This window comes from Microbacterium sp. CFBP 8794 (genome assembly GCF_014841235.1).
Classification (GTDB): domain Bacteria; phylum Actinomycetota; class Actinomycetes; order Actinomycetales; family Microbacteriaceae; genus Microbacterium.
The window spans coordinates 542,477-559,190 of the sequence record NZ_JACYTT010000001.1; the positions used below are offsets into that span (position 1 = coordinate 542,477).

Consider the following 16,714-nt stretch of genomic DNA (forward strand, 5'->3'; position numbering starts at 1 on the left):
GACAACCTTCGTAGTCTAACGGATGCCGGCTCCCCCGGGGAATCGGCGATCGGTAGCGTGGAGCACACCGACGGCGGGGGGCCGCATGACAGGGATACGACCGTTCGACGCGAGGGCACTCCTGATACCCGAGGATCGCGCGGGCGCGCGCGCCTTCACCGCACGGCTGCGCGCCGAGGGGCGCCTGCCGTCGGGCAACGGTGCCGTCGCGGTGGTCGCGTACACGATCGCGTTCGCGATGATCGCCGGAATGGGCGTGTTCTTCGCGTTCTTGGTCGCGGTCTTCGCCTCGGTGCTGCACGAGGGCGCGATCGTCGTCGGGTTCCTCTTCGTCGTGCCCGTGCTGCTGGGACTCGGCGCCCTGATCGCCGGCATCCTCGTCGCTCAGCGCGGCGTGCGGGCGCAGGAAGACCGCCGGTGGCGGATCGCCGGGTTCGCCCGCGACGTGGGCATGGAGTACATCCCCGCGGTGCCGGCGCCCCCGCTTCCCGGGGTGATCTTCTCGCTCGGCAGCGCTCGCACGGCGGCCGATGTGGTGCGGGGCCGGCAGCCGCGCTTCGTCGAGATCGGCAACCACTCGTACGTCGTGAGCAACGGCAAGAGCAGCACCACCGTGCGGTGGGGCTACATCGCCATCCGCCTCGGCACGCCGCTCCCCCACATCGTCCTCGATGCCACGGCGAACGACGGCGCGTTCGGGTCGAACCTTCCGGCGTCGTGGGTGCGAGGCCAACGGCTCAGCCTCGAGGGAGACTTCGACCGCCATTTCCGCCTGTTCTGCCCCGAGGGTTACGAACGCGACGCGCTGTACCTCTTCACCCCCGACGTCATGGCCCGGTTCATCGACAACGCCGCGGTGCTCGACGTCGAGATCGTCGACGACTGGTTGTTCCTCTACTCCCGCGAGGAGTTGTCGAGCGTCGATCCTGGGCGCTGGGCGTGGGAGTTCTCGGTGATCTCCGCGCTGCTCGACAAGCTCGAGCAGTGGGAGCGGTGGCGTGACGACCGCGTGACCGCCGTGCCCGCGCCGACTCCGGTCCCCGTCGCCCACGCCGGGGGAGCGGCATCCGGGGGCGCACCCGTCGTGCCTGCCGGCCTGCTCCAGCCGCACCCGCGGGGCGTGGCACCGGCGGGCAGGCGACTTCGTCGCAGCAATCCGTGGGTCGTCGTGCTGGTGATCGTGGGCGGGGCACTCGCCCTGGGCCTGGTGATGCTGCTCGTGCCTCTCCTGCTCGTGCTGTCGCTGTGAATACCGTCGACGAAGGGAGGCGATCACGATGACCCGCAACGCACCGTTCGACCCCGCGCCGCTCACCGAGCCCGTCGACCGCGCGACGGCGCGCGCGTTCAGCGCGCAGCTTCGACGCGAGGGCCGACTGAGCGGTCGACTCGTGTCGATCGTCGTGCTGGTGATCGTGGGCGCCGCGTTCCTGCTCGTGGCTGTGCCGGTCTTCGGCGCGATCGTCGCGTCGTTCTTCGCACGCGACGGCTCCGGCCCGATCTCCCTGCTGGTCCTGGCCTTCTTCCTGGCCGTCTCCGTCTTCACGGGTGTGGCGATCATCCGCGGCCTCGGGGGAGCGGCCGTGCGCCGATACCGCCTGGACCACTTCGCGCGCGCCAACGGGATGACCTGGCATCCGGGGTTCGCGAACCCCGAACTTCCCGGCATGATCTTCGGCCTCGGTCGCGCTCGCGAGACCAGCGATCTCGTGCGCGGAGAACGTCCGCGGGCCGTGGAGATCGGCAACTTCTCGTACGAGACCGGGTCGGGCAAGAACAAGCAGACGCATCGGTGGGGGTACGTCGCCCTCCGCCTCGACACCCCGCTGCCGCACATCGTCCTGGATGCCGTGGGCAACAACGGCCTCTTCGGGGGAACCAACCTGCCCGTCTCGTTCGGCCCACGCCAGCGGCTCAGTCTCGAGGGCGATTTCGACAGGCACTTCGCGCTGTACTGCCCGGAGGGGTACGAGCGCGATGCACTGTATCTCTTCACGCCCGACGTGATGGCGCGCTTCATCGACAGCGCCGCCGCCCTCGACGTCGAGATCGTCGATGACTGGCTGTTCCTCTACTCGCGGCGCGAGCTGTCGACGCTCGACCCCGCCGTCTGGGAGTGGTTGTTCGTGACCGTCGACGCGATCGACGACAAACTCGCGCAGTGGGCGCGCTGGCGCGATGAGCGGCTGTCGGCCGCAGCCTCGTCGGGGGTGCCCACGGTTTCGGTCGACGCCGGAGTGTCGTATCCGGCCGCTCCGCTGCTCACTCCCCCACCCCGGGGCGTCGCCGTGCCTGGTCGACGGTTGAAACGCCGCTTCTCGTGGGTCACCGTCGTCGTCGCGGTCGCCATCGGCGGCTGGTGGGTGTTCACCCTCGTCTCCGACTTCCTGCGTTGACGGGGTCGGGGTGATCACATTCCGACCGAGGAATGTATGCCTCTGGCGTCATACGTCGACGTCGGCCCCGACATTCAGAAGCTCACCGGCGGCCTCGGCCCCCGTGCGCAAGCCGATACGGGGGGCCACCTCCTCGGCCAGCAACTCCAGCGAGCGCAGCGTCACCTCGTGCGCGGGGTCGACGGAATGCACCTGGAACGCCACATCTGTCGCGCGGGCCAGGGTGAGGTCGGCGGTCAGTGAGGCCACGACCTCGTCGACGGTGCCGAGGTGGGTGTCGGAAGCACGCGCGAGATCTCGCAGATCGCCCGAGTCGTCGCGTCGAAGGAAGGTGCGGGTGAGGCGCCGGATGCCGCGCTCAGCTCCGCGCCACGTCTCGTCGAGGTCGGCAGAGTCGACCACCACCGCTGTGCGCGAGGCGAGGATGCGGGGCTCGACCCCCGTCGGCAACGCCGCGAGGTAGGCCTCGACGATCGGCAGCTGGACATCGTGCAGCGCCTGCCCGGGTTGTCGCGGCTGCGTGCGCGAGAGCAGAAGACCGTCGCCGTCCCGACCGGCGCGACGCCCGCCGTCGACCGAGAAGGTCGCCTGCCAGAGGCGTGAGCCCAGGTGGGGAGCTGGGGGGTTGAGCCGCAGCTCCGTGTCGCGGATCCCGTGCCCGGCGAAGGCGTCGCGGAGTACCGAGACGTGCTCGGCCTGGATCTCACGCCGGTCGTCGGACGAGCGGCGGAACGCGGCGAACGATGAGGGGGTGCCACCGGTACCGATGCCGAGCTGCACGCGCCCTGCGCTCAGGGCGTCGACGAACGCGGCATCTTCGGCCACGCGCACCGGGTCGTCGATGGGCAGCGTCACGATGCCGGTTCCCAGGGCGATGTGGTCGGTCTGCACGGCGGCCGCCGCCAGGAACGGGAAGGGCGACGGCAGTCCCCCCTCGTCACGGTCGAAGTGATGCTGGGCGACCCACAACGACGCGAAGCCGAGCCTTTCGGCCGCACGCACCTGTTCGAGCGCCGCGCGATACCGCTGGCCGTCGGTTCCGGCATCCAGAAGTCGGGTGAAGAACCCCAGCCGCGCGCCGACCCGCGTGCTCTCGGGCACCCCGCTGATTCGCGCCATTCTTCGAGCCTAAGCGGGGCCTCCGGTCAGCGGGCCGGTACCGCGATCGCGTCCCCGGTGCGCGCGAGATCGGCCTCGAGTTCGCGCACGATCGGGATCACCGTCTCACCGAAGTGCTCGAGCTCCTCCTGGAAATGCAGGAAGCCCAGCAGGAACAGATCGACACCGCGCTTCTTGTATTCGACGATCCGTTCCGCGATCTGCTGCGCGTCGCCGAACAATTTCGTGCGGAAACCGTCGTTGTACTGCACGAGGTCGTCGAGCGACGAGTCGGCCCACATGCCCTTGCCGTCTTTCGTGGCGGCGCCGGCTTCTTGCACGCTCCGACGGAATCCCTGCACCGCGCTGTCGTCGGCGTGCTCGATGATGTCGCGCAGCTGCGCCTCGGCCGCGGCACGGCCGTCGCGCTGGATGACGAAGCCGTTCAGGCCGAAGCGCGTGCGGCGCCCGTGCTCGGCGGCGACGCGCGTGACGTCGTCGTACTGCTCGGTGAAGCCGTCGAAGTCCTTGCCGTTCGAGAAGTACCAGTCCGAGAAGGCGCCGCCATTGAATCGCGCGGCGGTGCTGTTCCCGCCCTGGAAGATCTCGGGGTGGGGGCGCCCCGGCACCTCGTACGGGAACGGACGCAGCGTGAAGTCGGTGATGTCGTAGTACTTGCCGTGGAACGAGAACTTCTCCTGTGTCCAGAGGCCCCGCAGCACCTGGATGAATTCGGCCGCCCGCTCGTACCGCTCATCGTGTTCCAGCCATTCCAGACCCAGGTCGGTGTACTCGTCTTTGAACCATCCGCTGACCACGTTCACCGCGGCCCGCCCGTGCGAGAACTGGTCGGCGGTGTTGATGAACTTCGCGAGAACCGCCGGATGCCAGATCCCCGGGTGGATCGCCGAGATGACCTTGAGTCGCTCGGTGTTCAGCAGCAGCGCCAGGCTGATCGAGGTGGACTCGTGCTGCTGGGCAGCGCCGTAGCTGGAGGCGTACCGCACCTGGCTCAGCGCGTACTCGAAGCCGACGCGCTCGGCCGTCTGCGCCAGCTTCACGTTGTAGTCGTAACTCCAGTCGGTGCGCTGCTCGATCGAGCTGATGACCAGTCCGCCACTGACGTTGGGAACCCAGTAGGCGAACTTCAGGGGCTCGTGGGTGGGGGAGATGTCGGTCATGGAATCCTCCTCGCGGATCGGAACACGGCCACCGTCGCACCGGGTCGGCTTCGGGTCAACGTCATGTGACGGCCCGTTTCGCCCCGTGACCCCGGGCGTCTGGGAACGGGTGAGGATGGACCAATGACCTGCCCCCAGCGCGTGCGATTCGGCTACTGGACCCCGATCTTCGGCGGGTGGTTGCGCAACGTCGACGACGAGCAGACGCCCGTGTCGTTCGCCCACATCGCCGAGATCGCCCGCGTCGCCGAAGAGGGCGGCTTCGACCTGACGCTCATTCCCGAGCTCAACCTGAACGACATCAAGGGCGTCGAGGCCCCGTCGCTCGACGCGTGGGCGGTGACCGCCGGTCTGGCGGCGGTGACGTCTCGTCTCGAGCTCATGACAGCGGTGCGCCCGGGGTTTCACAACCCGTTCCACACCGCGAAGCAGGCGGCGACCATCGACGAGATCAGCGGGGGGCGTTTCACGCTGAACGTCGTGTCGGCCTGGTGGGCCGAAGAGGCCAAGCAGTACGACGGCCTGTTCAGCGCGCATGACGACCGTTACGCCCGCACGATCGAGTGGGTCGAGGTGCTGCGGGGCCTGTGGACGCAGACCCCGTTCGCGTACGCGGGCGAGTACTACCGCACCGAGGGCACGTACACCGAACCGAAGCCGCAGGTGCTTCCGCGCCTGTACGCCGGGGGCGAGAGCGAGGCCGGTCGCACCGCGATCACGCGCTTCGCCGACGCGTACCTGACGCACGGCGGCACGCTCGAGGAGCTGTCGACGAAGGTGGCCGACATGCGCCGTCGGCGCTCCGAGGCCGGCGCCTCGCCGTTCGAGGCGTTCGGCATGGCCGCGTACGCGGTCGTCCGCGACACCGACGACGAGGCCCAGGCCGAGATCGATCGCATCACCGACGTGCGCGGGGGAGCGGCCTACGGCTCGTACCAGGACTTCGTGAGCAAGTCGAAGCTCGATACCCCGGTCGACCTGAAGGAGTATTCGGTGTCGAACCGCGGCCTGCGGCCCAACCTCATCGGCACGCCCGATCAGGTCGCCGACCGGATCGTCGAGTTCGCGAACGTCGGCGTCTCGACCCTGCTGCTGCAGTTCTCGCCGCACCTGCCCGAACTGCAACGTTTCGCCGCCGACGTCATCCCGCGCGTGCGGCGTCTCGAGGCGCTCCGCGACGCCTGATCGCGCCGCCGCCGCGCTGAGCGCGTCTCCCCTGGCGAGGGTTCCGAACGCGCCGCGCGCTCTACGTGCGCTTCCCCAGTGTTGAGTGTCCAGAACACGCCGCTCAGTCGGGGTGGGCTGCGGCGTGTCTTGGACACTCAACGGGGGGGGAGAATGCGGTCTGCGCGTCTCCACGCCGTTCGCGCTACGGGCGTCCCCAGCGTTGAGTGTCCAGAACACGCCGCTCAGACAGGCGCGGATGCGGCGTGTCTTGGACACTCAACGGGGGGCGGGGGAGTGCGGCGTCGGCGGCAGGCGGCTGAGTTCGACGAAGCCGGAGGCCGACGGATCGGCCCGCCAGGCGGCGCAGCCGGCGTCAGACCGCGCGAAGCGCCTGATCCAGGTCGGCGATGAGGTCTTCGGCATCCTCGAGGCCGATCGACAGACGCACGAGACCGTCGCCGATGCCGAGGCGGTCGCGCGTCTCTTGCGTGAAGCCGAGGTGGGTCGTGGTCGCGGGGTGCAGCGCCATCGAGCGGGTGTCGCCGATGTTCGTCATGCGGCTGAACAGGCGCAGCGCGTCGAAGAATCGCTCGGCGCCGTCGCGACCGCCAGCCACGGTGAACGAGAAGACCGACCCCGAGAGGCCACCGTAGTCGCGGACGGCGAGCGCGTGCTGCGGGTGCGACGGGAGTCCGGCGTAGTCGACGCTCTCGACGCCGTCGTGTTGCTCGAGCCACGTCGCGATCGTGTGTGCGCTGGAGAGGTGTTGACGCATGCGCACCGACAACGTCTCCATGCCCTGCTGCAGAAGGAAGCCGTTGAGCGGCGACAGGGCGGGACCGGTGTCGTTGGCGATGCCGAACCGCAGGAAGAACTCGAACGCGCGAGGGCCGAACGCGTCGACGAACGAGGCGTGTTCTGCGATCGGCGTCTCGGTGAGGCCGGGATACGGGCGATCGGATGCCGCCCAGTCGAACGTTCCGCCGTCGACGACGGCGCCCGCGAGATTGGCGCCGTGACCCGAGAGGAACTTCGTCGCGGAGTGCACGACGATGTCGGCTCCGTGCTCGATGGGACGGATCAGGAAGGGGGTCGCGATCGTGTTGTCCACGACGAGGGGGATGCCGTGCCTGCGCGCCACTCGGGCGACGGCGTCGATGTCGACGACGTCGTTCTTCGGATTCGGCAACGTCTCGGTGAAGATCGCCTTGGTCTCGGGCCGAATGAGGGAGTCCCACTCGCGCTCGTCGCTGGGGTCCCAGACGTAGTCGACGCTGACACCCATGCGCGCGAAGGTGCGGTCGAACAGCACCCGGGTTCCGCTGTAGATGCTCGCGGTCGACACGAGGTGCTCACCGCTGCCGGCGAGACCCAGCAGGGCCATGGTGATGGCGGCCTGGCCGGAGCCGACGACGATCGTGCCGGCACCGCCTTCGAGCGACGCCAGTCGTGCTTCGGCGACCTGGTTCGTCGGGTTCAGGTTTCGCGAGTACAGGTGCCCCAGGTCGGCGCCGCCGAATCGATCGGTGGCCTCTTGGAACGAGGCGAAACGGTACGCCGCCGACAGGTGCACCGGGGTGATGCGTGAGCCGTGCGTGAGGTCTTCGACCTCGCCGGCGTGCACCTGACGCGTCGCGAACCCGAAGCCGTGCCACTCGGTGTGCGGCGGGGCAGCCTCAGCCACGGGCACCCACGGCCTCTTGGGGGAGCAGCGAGCCCAGCCAGCGCGCGATGGCACGCGGGCCGGAACGCGGCGCGGTCGCCTCGACGTCGGGGTTGTAGTTCGTGTTGGTGTTCACGTCGTAGGTGACGCTGCGTCCGTCACGGGTCTCGATGAACTCAATTCCCGCGATGCCGACTCCCTCGGCGGCGAGGAAGGCCAGGTAACGGTCGATCAGTGCCTGATCGACGTCATCGCGGAGGCGGAAGAGGGGCTCGGGCTCGACACCGTCGGCGCCGGGCACCGCGCAGGCCTCGGCCGGGCAGAGCTCGAAGCTGCCCGCGCTCGTGTCGACCCGAACGGCGTAGACGAACTCACCCGCCACGAACTCGGCGCGGGTGATGAACGGCGCCTTCGCGACCAGGAGTTCTTGCAGCAGCGTGATGCCGTCGGGCGACGGCTCGAAGTCGGGAGAGGAGACCCACTCCGAGAACTCGGACACGGAGTCCCAGCGGCGTACGCCGAGGCCCTTTCCGCCCTGGTTGTGCTTGCTGATGAACGGCGCCCCGAACTGCTCGGCCTTCGCGGCGAGATCGTCGACGCCGAACACCGCGACGGTGCGCGGCACGTCGATACCTGCGTGACGCAGGGCCGCATGCTGGGCGACCTTGCTGACCTCGAGCTCCAGCACGTCGGCGCCGTTGATGACGGTGCGCCCCCACGACGCCAGCCAGCGCAGCACGGCACGGCCGAATTCCTTGCTGTACGCGTGATCACGCGTATGCGCCGACGCACTGAGACGCGACCAGAAAATGCCCTCGGGCGGTTCGACCGACAGGTCGATCGACCCATCGGTGAGCAGCCACTCCTCGAACGGCACCCCCTCGGCAGTGAATGCCGCCTCGAACGGCGGGAGCCACTGGGGGTTCTCATGGATGACGTAGACCTTGCCCGACATGTGGTCAGGCTAACCCGAGGCTCGGACATCGCGGGTGCGGAGCGTCACCGGAGGACACCCTGAAGTTCGTTCGGTCCTCTCAGTGCGTCGTACCCGACGACGTGTGGGAAAAAGAGGAACGTGTCACGCCGTTCAGCAGAAACACGTCACCGGGGATGCAGGGGCTGACATAGCCAAAGTTGGCGATCCCTGTTCCGAGCCAGAGACTCGAAGTGGAACCGTCCTGTTTCACGCCCTGCAAGAAGGGCGGGTCGGAAAGTATGTATCGGACGGGATCGAGATCGCTGTTGACTGCGGGGGCGGCATCGACGCCCAAGGCCAACCAGCGCTCGCGCACAAGCTCGATCAGATCTTGAGGTCGTCCGGGAATGTCCGCCGCAAGCCTCGAGTCGAGACGCAATTGCACCCGCGCCTGTCCATCAGTAACCCCGCACGATAGCCATTTCTCATCTGTCGACCACGCGCCCTCACCCACGACAGCTCGCACAGCCGCGTACAAGTCGTTCCCGCGAGATGAAACATTGTCGACGGTCATGGCTTCTTCCTCAGATTGGTTCGTGGGCGAGCAGCCCGTAAGTGCGATGCACGCCAGGAGAACGATCGAGACCTTCAACCGTCGTCTCACAGTTCGTCCTCACCCCATTTCTTTCCATCTCTCACCGCGCGATCCTCGGCGGTGCCACCCAGGACGAGACGCCCGTCGTTGCCCATCGTTGCGAGCGCCGTGTTGTACATGGAGGTGGTGTTCGGCGTGAAGTAGCTGGCGTCCGCTTCGGTCTCCGTCCCGAACGGCCCATGCTTGGACACCGCGTAAAGCTCCTTCCCCTCGACGACCGCGGACTCCGACGAGAACACCGAGGCTCCGAATTCGCCGCTCGTCGGGTCTGTGCGTCCAGATAAGACCTGGCCGATCGGGGCCCACTCGTCACGCCTCGATTGCGACGAGAAAACCTGTCCTTCGGGGACATTCAGTGTCGAGGCATCGCCGATATCGCCAGAAATTCCAGCAGAGCCGAGCATCACGAGGTGATCCGCCTCCGCTTGCCGCAGCGCAAGGGTGGCGACGTCCGTTCCGTAGGAATGCGCAACGACGGAGAGCTCCACCTGAGAACCGTCGCCAGCTGCAACTCGCAGTGATTCCAGGTCGTACGCGAGACTGCGGGCTCCGACTCCGGCTAGGTCATCGGAGGCCACCTCCAGCGCGTGGCTATCCGGCATGGGTGGGTGATATCCGATCCAGGCAACCACGCCAAGATCATCGCGATCGACGCCGGATACGCGAGATTGCTGCCCGGCGAGGGCATCAGCGACTTTCGCGTACGCCTCAATGTCACCACCGACCGTCGTCCCCATCCCCGGCACGATCACCGAAATATGACGAGCCCGATCCAGATCGCCCACCGCCACCTGCGCCAACGGGGGCCGATCGAGCACGAGCGAGGCGAGGGTATTGCCCGTGGCAGCTCTCTCCAGTGCCTCCAGCGCAGCGACCTGATCGGACTGATCCCAGGGGCTTTTCCTGGCATCCTGGAGCGCTTGCGCGAGCACGATGCGATTCGCGCGGTCGCGAGACGCGTACGCGACGCCGCCCAGGTTCCCGATCACCCCGGGTGCTTCGGTGATGAGCACCTCGCGCACGTCGGGGTCGAGATCGCGCCACCACGGCGCGATGGCAGCAGGGTCGGCCTGTGCGAGCCTCACCACCAGGTCGGGCCGTGCCCGCAGCAGAGCGGTCAGGGCAGACGGATCGAGCGCGGACATGACCGACAGCACGTGCGCCGACGGCACCGCGGTGCGCCCGAGGCCCTCACCGATCGAGACCCAGACCTCGCCTCGCGCGCGGAGCGGCTCGATCAATGCACGCACCGCGGCCGCGGCGATGTCACCCGCGGCGAGCACGTCGGCGCACGCGTCGGCGAGCATCGCTTCGGCCCGGCGCAAGGCCTCAGCGCGGGAACTCGGCGCTGCGCCTTGATGGCGTCCGTCCGAAATGGCCAGCGGCCATCCGCTCGCGAAGGAACGGAATGCGGGTAGCTCGCCACCGTCGGTCGGCAGCGATGAGGCGTAGGCCCATGCCTCGATGGCATCCTGAGCCAGCCCCTGGGCGCGCGACAGTGCGCGGCCATAGGTCTGCATCGGTTCGACCAGGGCCTCCAGCGCCTCAGCGATCACCTCCCATCGGCGCGCGATGAGGTCGACCCGCGCGCCGTACGCGTCGGAGGCGCTCCCCGTCCATCCGTCGATCTCGTGCTGTCGCCGAAGGGAGTGAGAGATCTCATCGGCGACCGAAGATCGCTGCCCGCAGAGACGCGCGAGTTCGTAGGCCGCCTCGACGGAGCCGGGAACCAGCTCAGAGGCCAGCGTCGTCGCGCCCAGGGCACTCATCGCTGCGCGCCGATGGTGCGAGCGTCTCGTTCGCCCTCGGCATCGGCTCGCTCGTAGATCTGCGCGGTGGCGCGCAGACTCGCCGCCACGGCGTCGATCTGCGCCGTGGCCTCCGTCCAACCGCCCGTCAGACTCTGCAGTAACTCCTCGGCCGCCGCACTCAGCCGCGCGTGCCCCAGGTTGCGCGTCGGCCTCAACGACGTCTGCGCCCCTGCGTGGTCGCCCGCGGCGTCGACCGCGTACGCCGCACGGCGCAGTGCCTCTGGCTCGACCGTGAATTTCTGCATCCCCGCACGGTACTGAGGTCTGAGCAGTCGCCCCGCGAGTTATCCACAGATCCACCCCTGACGGGGAAAGATTTGCCCGCGCTCGTCGCGGGAGCGCCGAATCGGGACGGGCGGTGTCCCTGGGCGATTCCGAAGACGGATCAGTGATCGCCACCGCGGTAAGTGATGGCCACCGCACAGAGCGGTGCCGCGAGGAGGAGCACCACTCCGAACACTCCACCCCACGACCCATTCACCGTGACGGCGTTGGTTCCCCCCTCGCCGAGGAATCCGTGGAACACCGCGACGAATGGGATCCGAATGGTGGTGGTCTGAATGAGCGCGCAGGTCGTCAGCACGAGGGCCCCGATGATGGTGACACCGACCGCGATGGAGAACGAGCAGGCCATCACGAACAGTCGGTCGGCACCCAGCGCTCGACTCAGCGCACGCATCGCGCCGTGAAGCCGTCACGTGTCGACAGCTGAGGGTATTGACCCCGCGAGCGGCAGAGGTTCCACCAGCTCACGACGATCCAGGTGGCGACTCCCAGAGCGAGCGCGGTGACGACGATCGCCGCGGCGGCCGTCACGACGATCAGGATGACGGGAAGAGGATCGGCGACGATCGGATAGGCGACTCCGGTGGCCTCGCGGTGCTCCACGACCTGAGTCAGAGTGTTCTTCTCAACGGTGTAATGCGTGGGAACGCTCACCCCGGCGGCATCCTTCGCCCAGGCGGGCTCGAAGGTCACCTTGACGGTCCCCTGCGCGTCGACCACCTGGGCGCCGCCGTCGGGAACCGCCTCGAGGGAATGCCCCGCGGGCAGAGCGAGGGGGTAGGAGTACGTCTCCGGGGCGTCCCGGTTCTCGATCACCGAGAGCAGCTGCACTCCACCCCGAACGGGAACGACAGCGTTGGCGCTGTCACCCTCGGAGGGGTACACGACAGCCCCCTCAGTGGTGTGCGCCGTCGTGCTCGCCTCGTCTGCGTAGGGGAGTCCGATGACGAGGCTGAAGTCGCCCGCGGTCATGCCGACTCCCCGGGACGCATCGGTCGGGATGTCAAGGGCAAGCGGCGCGGATGACGGACCATCGGGTCCTCCGGCGACCGGGGAAGGCGCGGTGACAGCGTCGTGCACCAGCCCTCCCGGCACACTGTCGAGGGCGTCGACGACTTCCTGCGTCGTGACCGTCTCTGCGCTGAGCGGATCTGCGGCGCGCGCTGCGTCGTGGGGCTGAACAACGGTCCCCGCAACGACCGTGGCGGCCATCGCCACCGTCGCGAGCAGGAAACGACCCGACCGTCGGTCGCGAACGTCCATGTGGTCCTCCAAATGTCGTGAGTCGAACACGGGAACGCTAACTCAGATGTGCATGTATACATCCAAACCAGCTCGAACTTCACCCCTCCACCCCGACCCATGACGAACGTCACCCCCACGACGTGACCCACGCCCCCCGTGCCGACCATCGTGCGCAGCGAGCATGAACACATGACCTCCTCCACCCCCACCCCCGTCGCGATCGACGCGCGGGGCGTCGTCAAGAGCTTCGGCTCCGTCCACGCCGTTCGCGGCGTGGACCTCACCGTCCGTCCGGGCGAGGTCGTGGCCTTCCTCGGCCCGAACGGCGCGGGTAAGACCACGACGATCGACATGATCCTCGGCCTCACGAACCCCGACGCCGGCTCCATCCAGGTGTTCGGACACACTCCCCGCGGCGCCGTCGCCCGCGGCCTCGTCTCGGCCGTGCTGCAGACCGGTGGCCTCCTCAAGGACATCACCGTCCGCGAGACGGTGGCCCTCACGGCCAGCCTGTTCGCCGAGAAGCGTCCCGTCGACGAAGCCCTCGAGCGGGCCGGCATCCAGGGTCTGGCGAACCGTCGCGTGGGCCTGTGCTCCGGGGGCGAGCAGCAGCGGCTCCGTTTCGCGATGGCCCTCGTGAGCGACCCCGCGCTGTTGATCCTCGACGAACCGACCACCGGCATGGACGTCGAGGCGCGCCGTTCCTTTTGGAGCGCGATCCGGGCGGATGCCACCCGCGGACGCACCGTCATGTTCGCCACGCACTACCTCGACGAGGCCGACGAATACGCCGATCGCATCGTTCTGATGAGCCGCGGCCGGATCGTCGCCGACGGGAGCACCGCCGAGATCAAGAACCTCGTCTCGGGTCGGGTCGTCCAGATGACGCTCCCGGATGCCGACCTCACGGCGCTCGCGTCGATTCCGGGCGTCGATTCGGTCGAGGCCGCCGGCGAGTGCGTCACGATCCGCACGCGTGATTCCGACGAGCTCGCTCGGCACCTGCTGACCGCCACCCCCGCGCGGAATCTCGAGATCACCGCGCAGAACCTCGAGAGCGTCTTCCTCGCCCTCACCGCCGACGCCGCGGAACCCGCCCTGAACGGAGCAGTCCGATGACCGCCATCACCCTCGATCGACCGGTGCCCGCCCTCGGCGGCTTCACTCTCACCTATCTGCGCCTCGAGCTGATGCGCAAGATCCGCAACCCGCGCGGGCTGTTCTTCACCGTGGCGTTCCCCGTGCTGATGTTCTTCATCGTCGGGTATCAGCTGCTCGACGAACCGCTGACGGCGACGCCGGTGGCATCCGGGGGAGTGTCGGTGGCCGCGTACATCATGGTGTCGATGGCGATGTACGGAGCGATGATGTCGGCGACCCAGACCGGGGCGTCGGTCGCCGCCGAGCGCGCGCAGGGGTGGACGCGGCAGCTGCGCCTCACGCCGCTGAACCCTGTCGTCAATATCTCGGTGAAGACGATCGCGGGCATGATGTTCGGTCTCGTCGCCATCGTCGCGACCTACATCGTGGCCATGTTCTCGGGCGTCGAGTTGTCGGCATCCCAGTGGATCGTGTCGGGCCTGGCCGCGTGGCTGCTCGCCGGTGCGGTCTTCACGACGCTCGGGCTCATGGTCGGCTACATGGTGCCCGGTGAGAACGTCGCGCAGATCACGAGCCTGGTCGTCGTTCTGCTGTCGTTCCTGGGCGGCCTGTTCTTCCCGCTGTCGAACATGCCGGACTTCCTGCAGGTCATCGGCAAGCTGACACCCGTGTACGGCATCGGTGAGCTGGCGCGGTCACCGCTGACGGGGGATGCCTTCGACATCGGCGCCCTGATCAATGCGGTCATCTGGTTCGCGGTGTTCGTCACGGGCACGGTCGCCTTCTTCCGTCGCGATACGCGGCGCGGGTGAGCGACGGGGGCGTCCTATGGTGAACGTGATGAACGAGCAGGCCGCCCCCGCCGCCGGATCGGCACCCTCCGCGGGTGCCGGCTTCGCCATGTCGAACCGCGGGTGGTTCATCGGCGCGGGCATGTCTCTCGCCTGGATCGTGCCGACGATGTACACGCTGTGGGCGCAGCCTTCGGCCGTCACCATCGTGCCGACGCTTCTCGTGGCGGTCTTCGGCGGCGCCTTCCTGTGCACGGTTCCGGTGATGCGGCGGCTGCAGCCCGGTGCGGTGCGCCTCGTTCCGGCGGCGGTGCTCTTCCTGCTGAGCCTGTCGCTCATTCCCTGGCTCGGCGCCGACGTGCGCTGGTTGTGGACGTTCGTCGGCGTGGCCCTCGCCGTCTCGCGCATGCGGCGCAGCATGCTCTGGATCGCCCTCCTGGTGCTGGCCGGCCTCACCTTCGCCGTGGGGGTGTGGGACGACGCCGACGTCGGCAACAGCGCCCTGAACGCCGCCGTCATCCTCTCGGTGTCGGTGATGATGGCGACTCTCACCGGCAACATCACCACCCTGGCGCGTCTTCGGGCTGCGCAGCACCAGGTCGCCGAGCTCGCCGCCGAGCGCGAGCGGGGCCGCGTCGCTCGCGACGTGCACGACATCCTCGGCCACTCCCTGACGGTCATCACGGTCAAAGCCGAGCTGGCGGGGCGACTGATGGATGCCGGATCCCCGGCCGCGCGCGACGAGATCGCCCAGATCGAGCAGCTGGCGCGTGGCGCGTTGGCCGACGTGCGCGCGACGGTGCACGGTTTCCGCGGTGTGAGCATCAGCGGGGAGCTCGCCGCGGCGCGGGCCGCCCTCGAGAGCGCCGGGGTGACGCCCGACCTGCCCGGGTCGACCGAGCAGGTCCCCGCCGATCGCCGGGAGCTCGCCGGATGGGTGGTGCGCGAGTCGGTGACCAACGTCGTACGGCACGCCGGTGCTCACGCGTGCCGCGTGCGTCTGAGCGCCCGCGGTGTCGAGGTCGACGACGACGGATGCGGACCGTCCACCACGGCATCCTCGGGGTCAGGGCTCACGGGCCTGCGCGAACGCGTCGAGACCGCGGGCGCCCGGCTCACCGTGGGTCGCAGTGATCTCGGCGGGTTCAGAGTGAAAGTGACGTGGTGACGCGATGGTGATCCGGCTTCTCATCGCCGACGACCAGGCCCTGGTGCGCGGTGCCCTCGCCGCCCTGCTCGGGCTCGAGAACGATATCGAGGTCGTCGCCCAGGTCGGGCGCGGCGACGAGGTCGTCGAAGCGGCTCGCGCGTCTCAGGCGACGGTGGCGCTGCTCGACATCGAGATGCCCGGTATCGACGGCATCGCCGCGGCGTCGCTCCTGCGTTCCGAGGTTCCCGGATGCCGTGCCCTCATCGTCACGACCTTCGGCCGGCCGGGTTACCTGGCACGGGCCCTTCAGGCCGGGGCATCGGGCTTCGTCGTGAAGGACACTCCCGCGGCCGAGCTGGCCGATGCCGTGCGGCGCGTGTCGATGGGGCTGCGAGTCGTGGACCCGGCGCTGGCCGTCGAGTCGCTGGCTCAGGGCGACTCACCCCTCACGGAGCGTGAGACCGACGTGCTCGCCGCAGCGCGGTCGGGCGGATCGATCGCCGACATCGCGCGGATGGTGCACCTGTCGGAGGGCACGGTGAAGAACCATCTCTCCAGTGCGATCGGCAAGACCGGCGGGCGCAATCGGGCGGACGCCGTGCGAGTGGCTGTCGACCGGGGCTGGTTGTGAGTGCTGCGAAGAACCCCTCCCGCCGAGGTGAGTGCGGGTCGCGTGGGGTCCTCCGGCGCACAGCCCGGGCAGGCGAGCGCTCGTCAATCGGGCAGGAGGAGAGCCAACGCGACGATCGGTGACGCCAGGATTCCGGCCACCGCAGCGGCCACTGCCCACGATCCGTCGATGTACAGGGCCCTCCCGCCACCGCCGGCGTCCATCGTCCCGGTGTAGGTGACGAGGTAGGGGATGTCGATGGTCGTCGCCCCCTCGGTCGCCACAATGGCGAGGAGCATCAGCACGACCGCGACGATGCCCACCGAGACGAAAGGGGCCGACAAGACGACGAACAGACGCCCGGCACTGAAATTCATCGGACGCTCCTCCGCGTGCGCCGCTCGCGCGGGTCGCGAGCGAGCCGGGGTCGCGCCCGGGCCGACCACACGCTAACGAGCCTCAACCGCGCGAAGGGGGAAAGCACCGGTGGCTTCGCCCGATCAACGGAGGTTCTTCGCCTGCACCGCCTTCCCGGGGATGCTGACCCGGCACGATCGCTTCACGACGGGTCCGGAGCCCCGTCGGCTCCCTCTGCACTCTCCACGGCGACAGCGGCACCCACCCAGCACCATCGACGAACTCGGA

General features: G+C 68.6%; 17 protein-coding genes. 7 read left to right on the forward strand and 10 right to left on the reverse strand.

Annotation, left to right across the window (positions count from 1 at the left end; genetic code table 11):
• Window positions 1–85 precede the first annotated feature (85 nt).
• On the forward strand, window positions 86–1,249 hold the full coding sequence (locus tag IFU19_RS02445) for a hypothetical protein (protein ID WP_191916686.1): 1,164 nt from the start codon (window positions 86–88) through the stop codon (window positions 1,247–1,249).
• Window positions 1,250–1,277: 28 nt separating this feature from the next.
• The gene (locus IFU19_RS02450) at window positions 1,278–2,396 is read left to right on the forward strand and encodes a hypothetical protein (protein ID WP_192012834.1); all 1,119 of its coding nucleotides are present in this window, start codon (window positions 1,278–1,280) and stop codon (window positions 2,394–2,396) included.
• A gap of 48 nt (window positions 2,397–2,444) precedes the next feature.
• Here the strand turns inward: IFU19_RS02450 and IFU19_RS02455 are convergent, their stop codons facing one another.
• A complete protein-coding gene (locus IFU19_RS02455) occupies window positions 2,445–3,515 on the reverse strand; it encodes a putative FMN-dependent luciferase-like monooxygenase (protein ID WP_192012835.1) in 1,071 nt (356 codons plus the stop codon).
• A 26-nt stretch (window positions 3,516–3,541) separates the two neighbouring features.
• Complete coding sequence (sfnG, locus tag IFU19_RS02460) at window positions 3,542–4,675, reverse strand: dimethylsulfone monooxygenase SfnG (RefSeq protein ID WP_192012836.1); 1,134 nt, start codon at window positions 4,673–4,675, stop codon at window positions 3,542–3,544.
• 123 nt (window positions 4,676–4,798) lie between these two features.
• Between sfnG and IFU19_RS02465 the strand changes: the two genes are divergently transcribed.
• Window positions 4,799–5,860, forward strand: a complete 1,062-nt coding sequence (locus IFU19_RS02465) for an LLM class flavin-dependent oxidoreductase (protein WP_199858529.1) — start codon at window positions 4,799–4,801, stop codon at window positions 5,858–5,860.
• 355 nt (window positions 5,861–6,215) lie between these two features.
• On the opposite strand, the gene IFU19_RS02470 is transcribed toward IFU19_RS02465, so the two are convergent.
• From IFU19_RS02470 to IFU19_RS02500, 7 genes are all read right to left on the reverse strand, one after another.
• Complete coding sequence (locus IFU19_RS02470) at window positions 6,216–7,532, reverse strand: O-acetylhomoserine aminocarboxypropyltransferase/cysteine synthase family protein (RefSeq protein ID WP_441004764.1); 1,317 nt, start codon at window positions 7,530–7,532, stop codon at window positions 6,216–6,218.
• Window positions 7,519–8,460 (reverse strand): ATP-grasp domain-containing protein, encoded by a 942-nt coding sequence (locus IFU19_RS02475; protein ID WP_192012838.1) that lies wholly within the window; start codon window positions 8,458–8,460, stop codon window positions 7,519–7,521. The genes IFU19_RS02470 and IFU19_RS02475 overlap by 14 nt, the downstream gene beginning before the upstream one ends.
• A gap of 79 nt (window positions 8,461–8,539) precedes the next feature.
• Window positions 8,540–8,995, reverse strand: a complete 456-nt coding sequence (locus IFU19_RS02480; protein WP_192012839.1) for a hypothetical protein — start codon at window positions 8,993–8,995, stop codon at window positions 8,540–8,542.
• An 86-nt stretch (window positions 8,996–9,081) separates the two neighbouring features.
• On the reverse strand, window positions 9,082–10,845 hold the full coding sequence (locus IFU19_RS02485) for an alpha/beta hydrolase (RefSeq protein ID WP_192012840.1): 1,764 nt from the start codon (window positions 10,843–10,845) through the stop codon (window positions 9,082–9,084).
• Window positions 10,842–11,132, reverse strand: coding sequence for a hypothetical protein (locus tag IFU19_RS02490; RefSeq protein ID WP_192012841.1), 291 nt, complete (start codon window positions 11,130–11,132; stop codon window positions 10,842–10,844). Before IFU19_RS02490 ends, IFU19_RS02485 begins: the two co-directional genes overlap by 4 nt.
• 140 nt (window positions 11,133–11,272) lie before the next feature.
• Complete coding sequence (locus IFU19_RS02495) at window positions 11,273–11,566, reverse strand: hypothetical protein (RefSeq protein WP_192012842.1); 294 nt, start codon at window positions 11,564–11,566, stop codon at window positions 11,273–11,275.
• Window positions 11,554–12,435: a hypothetical protein gene (locus tag IFU19_RS02500; RefSeq protein ID WP_192012843.1), complete on the reverse strand. Its 882-nt coding sequence runs from the start codon at window positions 12,433–12,435 to the stop codon at window positions 11,554–11,556. The genes IFU19_RS02495 and IFU19_RS02500 overlap by 13 nt, the downstream gene beginning before the upstream one ends.
• Before the next feature lie 171 nt (window positions 12,436–12,606).
• On the opposite strand from IFU19_RS02500, the gene IFU19_RS02505 reads away from it, so the two are divergent.
• From IFU19_RS02505 to IFU19_RS02520, 4 genes are read left to right on the forward strand one after another with little or no spacing between them, the layout of a single operon-like run.
• Window positions 12,607–13,536, forward strand: coding sequence for an ABC transporter ATP-binding protein (locus tag IFU19_RS02505; protein WP_192012844.1), 930 nt, complete (start codon window positions 12,607–12,609; stop codon window positions 13,534–13,536).
• Complete coding sequence (locus tag IFU19_RS02510; RefSeq protein WP_192012845.1) at window positions 13,533–14,330, forward strand: ABC transporter permease; 798 nt, start codon at window positions 13,533–13,535, stop codon at window positions 14,328–14,330. The genes IFU19_RS02505 and IFU19_RS02510 overlap by 4 nt, the downstream gene beginning before the upstream one ends.
• Window positions 14,331–14,358: 28 nt before the next feature.
• Entirely contained in the window at window positions 14,359–15,477 is a 1,119-nt protein-coding gene (locus tag IFU19_RS02515) for a sensor histidine kinase (RefSeq protein ID WP_244645169.1), read from the forward strand.
• Between the two features lie 7 nt (window positions 15,478–15,484).
• Window positions 15,485–16,090 carry a response regulator transcription factor gene (locus tag IFU19_RS02520; protein WP_082509391.1) on the forward strand — a complete coding sequence of 202 codons (606 nt, stop codon included), beginning with the start codon at window positions 15,485–15,487 and terminating at the stop codon, window positions 16,088–16,090.
• A gap of 83 nt (window positions 16,091–16,173) precedes the next feature.
• Here IFU19_RS02520 and IFU19_RS02525 read toward each other — a convergent pair whose 3' ends face one another.
• On the reverse strand, window positions 16,174–16,446 hold the full coding sequence (locus IFU19_RS02525; RefSeq protein WP_191916547.1) for a hypothetical protein: 273 nt from the start codon (window positions 16,444–16,446) through the stop codon (window positions 16,174–16,176).
• Window positions 16,447–16,714 lie beyond the last annotated feature (268 nt).

Coding starts and splice junctions, on each gene's coding strand:
- IFU19_RS02490 (WP_192012841.1), bottom strand. CDS start 11,132: ATGCAGAAATTCACGGTCGAGCCAGAGGCACTGCGCCGTGCGGCGTAC.
- IFU19_RS02525 (WP_191916547.1), bottom strand. CDS start 16,446: ATGAATTTCAGTGCCGGGCGTCTGTTCGTCGTCTTGTCGGCCCCTTTC.
- IFU19_RS02510 (WP_192012845.1), top strand. CDS start 13,533: ATGACCGCCATCACCCTCGATCGACCGGTGCCCGCCCTCGGCGGCTTC.
- IFU19_RS02450 (WP_192012834.1), top strand. CDS start 1,278: ATGACCCGCAACGCACCGTTCGACCCCGCGCCGCTCACCGAGCCCGTC.
- IFU19_RS02475 (WP_192012838.1), bottom strand. CDS start 8,460: ATGTCGGGCAAGGTCTACGTCATCCATGAGAACCCCCAGTGGCTCCCG.
- IFU19_RS02480 (WP_192012839.1), bottom strand. CDS start 8,995: ATGACCGTCGACAATGTTTCATCTCGCGGGAACGACTTGTACGCGGCT.
- IFU19_RS02515 (WP_244645169.1), top strand. CDS start 14,359: ATGAACGAGCAGGCCGCCCCCGCCGCCGGATCGGCACCCTCCGCGGGT.
- IFU19_RS02505 (WP_192012844.1), top strand. CDS start 12,607: ATGACCTCCTCCACCCCCACCCCCGTCGCGATCGACGCGCGGGGCGTC.
- IFU19_RS02455 (WP_192012835.1), bottom strand. CDS start 3,515: ATGGCGCGAATCAGCGGGGTGCCCGAGAGCACGCGGGTCGGCGCGCGG.
- IFU19_RS02485 (WP_192012840.1), bottom strand. CDS start 10,845: ATGAGTGCCCTGGGCGCGACGACGCTGGCCTCTGAGCTGGTTCCCGGC.
- IFU19_RS02500 (WP_192012843.1), bottom strand. CDS start 12,435: ATGGACGTTCGCGACCGACGGTCGGGTCGTTTCCTGCTCGCGACGGTG.
- IFU19_RS02495 (WP_192012842.1), bottom strand. CDS start 11,566: ATGCGTGCGCTGAGTCGAGCGCTGGGTGCCGACCGACTGTTCGTGATG.
- sfnG (WP_192012836.1), bottom strand. CDS start 4,675: ATGACCGACATCTCCCCCACCCACGAGCCCCTGAAGTTCGCCTACTGG.
- IFU19_RS02465 (WP_199858529.1), top strand. CDS start 4,799: ATGACCTGCCCCCAGCGCGTGCGATTCGGCTACTGGACCCCGATCTTC.
- IFU19_RS02445 (WP_191916686.1), top strand. CDS start 86: ATGACAGGGATACGACCGTTCGACGCGAGGGCACTCCTGATACCCGAG.